At 67.8% G+C, this 7,422-nt stretch carries 7 protein-coding genes; all 7 read left to right on the forward strand.

The window, feature by feature from the left end; genetic code table 11:
* On the forward strand, window positions 1-732 hold a 732-nt coding region (locus APY03_RS06280), incomplete at its 5' end, for an extensin-like domain-containing protein (RefSeq protein WP_332307377.1).
* A 35-nt stretch (window positions 733-767) separates the two neighbouring features.
* Window positions 768-2,375: an MFS transporter gene (locus APY03_RS06285; RefSeq protein ID WP_068675013.1), complete on the forward strand. Its 1,608-nt coding sequence runs from the start codon at window positions 768-770 to the stop codon at window positions 2,373-2,375.
* A 225-nt stretch (window positions 2,376-2,600) separates the two neighbouring features.
* On the forward strand, window positions 2,601-4,379 hold the full coding sequence (locus tag APY03_RS06290; protein WP_068675015.1) for a nitrite/sulfite reductase: 1,779 nt from the start codon (window positions 2,601-2,603) through the stop codon (window positions 4,377-4,379).
* The gene (locus tag APY03_RS06295) at window positions 4,376-4,783 is read left to right on the forward strand and encodes a DUF934 domain-containing protein (RefSeq protein ID WP_068675017.1); all 408 of its coding nucleotides are present in this window, start codon (window positions 4,376-4,378) and stop codon (window positions 4,781-4,783) included. The genes APY03_RS06290 and APY03_RS06295 overlap by 4 nt, the downstream gene beginning before the upstream one ends.
* 10 nt (window positions 4,784-4,793) lie before the next feature.
* Window positions 4,794-5,414, forward strand: coding sequence for a phosphoadenosine phosphosulfate reductase domain-containing protein (locus tag APY03_RS06300; RefSeq protein ID WP_068675019.1), 621 nt, complete (start codon window positions 4,794-4,796; stop codon window positions 5,412-5,414).
* Window positions 5,415-5,457: 43 nt separating this feature from the next.
* On the forward strand, window positions 5,458-6,411 hold the full coding sequence (gene cysD, locus APY03_RS06305) for a sulfate adenylyltransferase subunit CysD (RefSeq protein ID WP_068675025.1): 954 nt from the start codon (window positions 5,458-5,460) through the stop codon (window positions 6,409-6,411).
* Window positions 6,411-7,422, forward strand: a 1,012-nt coding sequence (locus APY03_RS06310) for a GTP-binding protein (RefSeq protein WP_232324173.1), incomplete at its 3' end; no start/stop codon positions are given. The genes cysD and APY03_RS06310, both read left to right, overlap by 1 nt.

Below are 7,422 nucleotides of genomic sequence, written 5' to 3' on the forward strand. Positions count from 1 at the left end.
CGGGGTGTGCGCCCGGTTTCACGGCCTGTCCTGTTCCTCGCTTTTCTGATCGCCCTGGCGGCGCTGCTGGCGGCGGCGCTGCGCTTCGGCGCGCTCGATTTTCCCGATCGCTTCAACCCCCTGGCGCCATTGCACGTGGCCGCGGAGCCGAACCTGCTGACTGCCCTCAAGCTGCGCCGCGCGAGATCCGACCCCGCGCGCTGCTTCGCCGCCCTCGAGCCGTCAGGCCTGCAGTACGAGCCGGTGGCAGACCGCAGCACCGGCCCCGGCTGTGGACTGACGAACGCCCTGCGCCTGCGCGGCGGCCGCAGTGTCTCGCTGTCCTCGCCGACGCTGTTGAGCTGCCGCGCGGCTTTGTCCTTTGCGATGTGGGAGCGGCACGCCCTGCAACCGGCGGCGTCGCAGCGCCTGGGCGGCCCCGTTGCCACCGTGGAGCACCTCGGCAGCTACGCCTGCCGCGACATCAACACCGGCGAAGGCAGCACGCGCGCCGGGCGACGCAGCCGCCATGCGACCGCGGACGCGATCGACATCGCCGGCTTCGTGCGCGAGGACCGGGCGCGCATCTCCGTGCGCCGCGATTGGAGCGGCAACGACGCGCAAGCGCTCTTCCTGCGCGACGCGCATGCCGGCGCCTGCCGCTTCTTCGAGGGTGTGCTGGGACCCGACTACAACGCCTTGCATGCGGACCATTTCCATCTCGAAGTGGGCGGCTGGGGCTTCTGTCGCTGAGCGCCTGGCTACCATGTGCGGCCGCAAGAGACCGCATGAAACCCCAGAACTTCACCTTCCACCACCCTATTGCCTTCTGGCTCGGCTGCATTGCCATCATCGGCGGCGTGCTGGCCCATGTGCCGATGTTCATGATGGGCCGCCATACCGGCTACCAGATGGTCGGCATGGAGATGGACTCCACCATGCTCGCCGGCATGGCCATGATCCCGCTGGGCGTACTCCTGGCCATGTACGGCCTGATGCCGCGCATCGCCCAGATGAAGAAGAGCCTGCATGCCGACCGCCACCTGCAGTTCCACGTGGCGGACGGCGTGCCGTTGAACGGCGAGCACTGGAAGCTGGTGATCGTGCTGGTCATCGCCCTCGCGGTGGATGTACTGAAGCCCGCCACCCTGGGCTTCGTGATGCCCGGCATGACGAAGGAGTACGAGATCAGCAAGCAGACTGCCGGGGTGCTCGCGCTGGTGGCGCTCACCGGGACCACGGTGGGCTCCGTGCTGTGGGGCCGGCTCGCCGACGTGTTCGGCCGCCGTGCGGCGATCCTGCTGTCGGCGCTGATGTTCATCGGCACCGCGATCTGCGGCGCGATGCCGAGCTTCGGCTGGAACCTGGCGATGTGCTTCCTGATGGGCGCCTCGGCCGGTGGCTTGCTGCCCATCACCTTCACGCTGATGGCGGAGACCGTGCCGGCCGCGCATCGCGGCTGGCTCCTGGTCGCGCTGGGTGGCATCGGCACCTCGGCAGGCTACCTGCTGGCGGCCGGATCGGCAGCGCTGCTGGTGCCGGAGTTCAGCTGGCGCGCCCTGTGGCTGCTGGGCTTGCCGACGGGGCTTCTGATCGTCTTCCTGGGCCGCTTCATTCCCGAGTCGCCGCGCTTCCTCGCCAACGTCGGGCTCGACGACCAGGCGCGCATGGTGCTCGCGCGCTTTGCCGGCAAGGGACCGACGACCAACGGGCAGCCCGCTGCCGCCGCCGTTGTGGCCGAAGAGGAAGCGCCGGCCGGCGGCATCCGGCAGTTGCTGCGGGGCAGCCACGCGCGCATTACCTGGGGCCTGCTGGTCTGCGGCGTGGCGTGGGGCCTGGTGAACTTCGGCTTCCTGCTGTGGCTGCCCACCAATCTCGGCAGCATGGGCATGGACGCCACCGCCGCCAGCGCGCTGCTGGCCCGATCGGCGTTGCTGGCGCTGCCGGGCATCGCAATCGTGATCTGGCTCTACCACCGCTGGAGCAGCATCAAGGCGCTGGTCCTGTTCATCGCGTTGACCGCGGCGACGCTGCTGCTGTTCTTCGGCCTCGGGGTGGCACGGGTGCAGTCCAACCTTGCGATGGTGCTGACCACCGCCCTGCTGCTGGTCAGCTCGAGCGGGGTGATCGCAATGCTCATCCCGTATGCGGCGGAGATCTACCCCGTCCACCTGCGCGGCACCGGCTCGGGCGTGGTGGCGGCCGGCTCCAAGTTCGGGGGCATCCTCGGCGCGGGATTCGGTGTGCTGGGCGTCTTCGGCCATTTCGCCGCCTCGGCCCTGCTGATCGCGCTGCCGATGGCGGTGGCCGCGCTGATGCTGATGCGCAGCGGAATCGAGACGCGCGGGCGCGGCCTGGAGGACATCCAGCAGGCGCTCGGCGGGACTTCGCCCTGACCTGGACACTGGGCGGAAGCTCCGGGCCGGGCCGGCCCGGGCGCGACCGGCCTTATCCGGAATAAGCATTCCATCGGCCTGCGAGCCGCATGCAGTCTGGCGAATAAGCTTATCCGCATAAGACGCTAACCAAAAAATAGTTTGTTTCCATAAGGCGCACTTCTAAAGTCCGTGGCTCGTTGACAGGGCCGTGGACGCACGTCTTCCATCAGCAAAGAAAACACGATGTACCAATACACAGACTTCGATCGCCAGTTCGTGCACCAGCGTGCGGCGCAATACCGTGACCAGCTCGAGCGCTGGCAGGCCGGCAAGCTCGCCGAAGAACAGTTCCGGCCGCTGCGCCTGCAGAACGGCTGGTATGTGCAGCGCTATGCGCCGATGCTGCGAGTGGCCGTTCCGTATGGCGAACTCTCCAGCGCGCGCCTGCGCGTGCTGGCGAAGATCGCACGCGAGTACGACGCGCCCGATCCCGAGGTCTACAGGCATGCGAACGAGATCCAGGGCAAGCTGGGCAGCGTCCGGTTGCCCACGCATTACGCGCACTTCACCACGCGCACCAACGTCCAGTACAACTGGATCCCGCTGTCCAGGTCGGCCGACGTGATGGACCTGCTGGCCTCCGTCGACATGCACGGCATCCAGACCAGCGGCAACTGCATCCGCAACATCACCAGCGACGAGCTGGCCGGCATCGCCGTGGACGAAATCGCAGACCCGCGCCCTTTCGCCGAGATCATGCGCCAGTGGAGCACCTTGCATCCGGAGTTCGCCTTCCTGCCGCGCAAGTTCAAGATCGCCATCACCGGCGCCGTCGAAGACCGCGTTGCCACCGGCTGGTATGACGTCGGCCTGCAACTGCACAAGAACGACGAAGGCGAACTCGGCTTCCGCGTCAAGGTCGGCGGCGGCATGGGCCGCACGCCGATCATCGGCACCGTGGTGCGCGAGTTCCTGCCGTGGGACCAGCTGATGAACTACCTGGAAGCCGTGATCCGGGTCTACAACCGCTACGGCCGGCGCGACAACGCCTGGAAGGCCCGCATCAAGATCCTGGTCAAGGCCGAGGGCCAGCGCTACATCGATGACGTCGAGGCCGAATACAGGCAGGTCGTCGAGCACGACGGCGCGCCGCACACCATCACGCAGGCCGAGCTCGACCGCGTGACCGCGAGCTTCGTGACGCCGAAGCTGGCCACGCGCGTGTTCCGCAGCGCCGAGGAAACCGATGCCGAGCTGCGCGCGCAGGCCGACGAGGACGTGCAGTTCGCACGCTGGTTGCAGCGCAATGTGGCCCCGCACAAGAATCCGGCACTGCGTGCCGTCACGCTGTCCTTCAAGCGTCTCGGCCAGGCGCCCGGCGATGCTTCGGCCAGCCAGCTCGAGGCGGCAGCGCAGCTTGCCGACCGCTTCAGCGCCGGCGAGGCCCGCGTCACGCACGAGCAGAACCTGCTGCTGCCCTGGGTCCACGCCGAAGACCTGCATGCGCTCTGGCTCGCCGCTCGCGAAGCCGGTTTCGCGAGCCCCAACATCCACCTGCTGACCGACATGATCTCGTGCCCCGGCGGGGACTTCTGCTCGCTCGCCAATGCGCGCTCGATCCCGATCGCCGCCGCGATCACCGAGCGCTACCAGGACCTCGACGAGCTCGACGACCTGGGCGAGATCGACCTGCACATCAGCGGCTGCATCAACTCCTGCGGCCACCACCACAGCGGGCACATCGGCATCCTCGGCGTCGACAAGGACGGCAAGGAGTGGTACCAGGTCACGCTCGGCGGCTCCGACGGTGCCGCGCGCAACGGCCCGGCGCTGCCCGGCAAGGTGGTCGGCCCGTCGTTCTCTGCGGCAGAGGTGCCGGACGTGGTCGAGGCCGTGCTCAACACCTACCGCGACACGCGCAATGCCGGCGAGAGCTTCATCGACACGCTGCGCCGCGTCGGCATGGATCCGTTCAAGGCCGCTGCCAACGGCGCGCGCTTCAAGGTCGAGGAGGCCGCATGAAAAGGACGCTCCAACTGATCGCCGCCGAGGACCATGTGGACGACGGCGACCCGAGCGTGCTGCAGCTCCCCAACGATGCCGACCCGCTGGCAATCGAGATCTGCCTCGCCGACGTGCAGCGCATCGACCTGAACTTCCCCAAATTCACGGACGGCCGCGCTTTCAGCCAGGCCTACCTGCTGCGGCGGCGCCTCGGCTTCAACGGCGACATCCGCGCCACCGGCGATGTGCTGATCGACCAGCTGGTGCAGATGCAGCGCAGTGGATTCTCCAGCGCCGTGCTGAAGGAAGGCGTCGACGCCTCGGACGCACAACGCCAGTTCGACCGCTTCGGCGACTTCTACCAGGGCGATGCGGTGCAGCCCACGCCGCACTTCGCGGCGGCGGGATCCGAGCCCGCATGAGAACCTCGACATGAGCATCGACCTCGAACGCATCAACTCCGAACTCAGCCACAACGCGGAGGGCCTGGTGGACTGGGCGATCGGCCTGGGCCAGCCTGCGATCGTCACCACGAACTTTCGCCCGTTCGAGGCCGTGATCCTGCACATGGTGGCGCGCGCAAAGGCGGATGTTCCCGTGGTCTGGATGGACAACGGCTACAACACCGAGGCCACCTACCGGTTTGCCGACGAGGTGACGAAGCTGCTGGGCCTGGACCTGCGCATCTACCTGCCGCGCCGCTCGCGTGCGCATCGCGAAGCGGTGGAGGGCCCGACCCCGGCGCTCGACGATCCGCGCCATGCCGCTTTCACGGAGGAAGTGAAGCTGGAGCCCTTTGCCCGTGCGCTGCGCGAGACGGCACCGAAGGTCTGGTTCACCGCGCTGCGGGCCACCGACACAGCCGTGCGCGCGCAAATGGACGCGGTCAGCGTCAATCCGGATGGCCTGATCAAGGTTGCGCCGCTGCTGAACTGGTCGTCCAAGGACCTGCATGCCTACTGCGAAGCGCAGGGCCTGCCCAACAACTTCGACTACGTGGATCCGACGAAGGGCGAAGAGAACCGCGAATGCGGATTGCATCTTGCGCATTGAGCGCCATGGCTTCCCTGATTCACCGCACCGAGCACTCCACCCGATGAACGCCAGAACCGAACACGATCTGTTGCTGCAGACAGCCTGCACGCCGGCCCGCCTGTCCAACGCCCAGCTCGATGCGCTGGAGGAAGAAGCCATCTTCATCCTGCGCGAGGTCGCCGCCTCCTTCGAGCGGCCGACGCTTCTCTTTTCGGGCGGCAAGGACTCGCTGGTGCTGCTGAAGTGCGCGGAGAAGGCCTTTGGCACAGGCCGCCTGCCCTACCCGCTGCTGATGATCGACACCGGCCACAACTTCCCCGAGGTGACGGCCTTCCGCGACCACCGCGCGCAGGAACTGGGCGCCGAGCTGATCGTGCGCAGCGTCGAGGACTCGATGGCGCGCGGCACCGTGCGGCTGGCGCATCCGGGCGAGTCGCGCAACGTGCACCAGTCGGTCACGCTCCTGGAAGCGATCGAGGAATTCCGCTTCGACGCGCTGATCGGCGGCGCGCGCCGCGACGAGGAGAAGGCTCGCGCCAAGGAACGCATCTTCTCGCACCGGGACGCCTTCGGCCAATGGCAGCCCAAGGACCAGCGGCCCGAGCTCTGGACCCTGTTCAACACCCGCCTCGCACCGGGCGAGCATTTCCGCGTGTTTCCGATCTCGAACTGGACCGAGCTCGACGTCTGGCAGTACATCGAGCGCGAGAAGATCGCCCTGCCCTCGATCTACTACACGCACAAGCGCGAGGTCGTCGAGCGTCGCGGCCTGCTGGTGCCGGTGACCGAGCTCACGCCGCTGCGCGACGGTGAAAAGGCCGAGGTCCGTGACGTTCGTTTCCGCACCGTGGGCGACATCACCTGCACCTGCCCCGTCGACAGCCTGGCGGCCGACGCCGCCGACGTGGTGATCGAGACGCTGGCCGCGGAGGTCAGCGAACGCGGCGCAACGCGCATGGACGACAAGACTTCCGAGGCTTCGATGGAAAAGCGCAAGAAAGACGGCTACTTCTGATGAACGCGACGACGACCACCACTTTCCCGGTGCCCGAGACCCTCCACGGCGACACCGGCACCGCCCTGCGCTTCATCACCTGCGGCAGCGTCGACGACGGCAAGAGCACGCTGATAGGCCGCCTGCTGGTCGACAGCAAGACCGTGCTGCAGGACCAGCTGGCCGGCGTGCAGCGCGGCGGCGAGACCGACCTGGCCCTGCTGACCGACGGCCTCTCGGCCGAGCGCGAACAAGGCATCACCATCGACGTCGCGTACCGCTACTTCTCCACGGCGCGGCGCAAGTTCATCATCGGCGACGCCCCGGGCCATGAGCAGTACACGCGCAACATGGTCACCGCGGCCTCCAGCGCCGACGCCGCCGTGGTGCTGATCGACGCGACCAAGCTGGACTGGGCCGCCGAGGTCGAGGATGGCGAGGTGGTGCGCCGCGAGCTGCTCCCGCAGACGCGCCGCCACACGCTGCTGTGCCACCTGCTTCGCGTGCAGTCGATCGTGTTCGCAGTAAACAAGCTGGATGCCATCGCCGATGCCGGCCTTGCCTTCGAGCGCATCTCCAGCGCGCTCGCGAGCTTCGCCGAAGCCGCCGGCGTGCGGGTTGCCGCCACCGTGCCGATCTCGGCGCTGAAGGGCTGGAACGTCGCCTCGCGCCATGACGACTGGTGCGGCTACGAAGGCCCGAGCCTCATCGAGCTGCTCGAGGACCTGCCTGTCACCCAACAGGACGAGGCCGTGCCCTTCGCCTTCCCCGTCCAGTGGGTCGAGAAGTTCTCCGGCTCGGCCGATACCTCCAAGGGCCGCAGGGTCTTCTGGGGCCGCGTGGCAAGCGGCCATGTGGAACCGGGCCAGCGTGTCGCCGTGCTGCCGGGCAACCAGACAGCCACGGTGGCGCAGGTGCTGAGCCACACGCGCCAACCGAAGACCGTGCATGCGGGGCATAGCGCCGGCATCGTGCTCGACCGCGAACTGGATGTCTCTCGCGGCGACTGGCTGCTGGCGCCCGGGGCCTTCG

It is taken from the genome of Variovorax sp. WDL1, from assembly GCF_001541225.1.
Classification (GTDB): domain Bacteria; phylum Pseudomonadota; class Gammaproteobacteria; order Burkholderiales; family Burkholderiaceae_C; genus Variovorax.